At 38.8% G+C, this 485-nt stretch carries 1 protein-coding gene; it reads right to left on the reverse strand.

Going from position 1 to position 485, the window contains the following annotated elements; genetic code table 11:
- Nucleotides 1-393 (reverse strand): hypothetical protein (locus GOU96_RS18275; RefSeq protein ID WP_267783322.1); only part of this gene is annotated, 393 nt, incomplete at its 3' end.
- Nucleotides 394-485: the final 92 nt, after the last annotated feature.

The following is a 485-nucleotide window of genomic DNA, read 5'->3' on the forward strand; positions in this document are numbered from 1 at the left end:
TACCAATTTTTCCAGCTCTTTCTCAATACGAGATTTAGCCAGCTTTTTAGCAACATCGATTACTACAGACAAACCTTCCTCTTTGAAGCGACCTGTGATTACTTTTAGTGTATCTGAACTATTTAACTCTGACGCAAAATCATGACCATCAGCAGTTAGTCGAATTGGTGAGCCTGGATACATATAACTATCATGTCGACGTGAAAAATTTAGCGAACTATCAGGCCAAATTGCACAGATAAGCCCCTTATCAATAAGGATTTCCATATGATGAACAAATTTGTGCTCATCAAGATCTTTTAGTTTAGAAAACTCGTCCCAGTTAACTGTAGGCAATGGATGCTCAAGGAAAACATCGAGTATTTCTTTCACATAGTCGTAATCATTTCTCATACAATTTCTCTATCACCAAAATAGTCGTTTGAAGCAATTGGTATAACGCCCGCCTAAGGGGCTGGCAACGCGTTAACGCCAAACTCAAACAC

Source organism: Vibrio sp. R-1, from assembly GCF_035615595.1.
Lineage (GTDB): Bacteria > Pseudomonadota > Gammaproteobacteria > Enterobacterales > Vibrionaceae > Vibrio > Vibrio cholerae.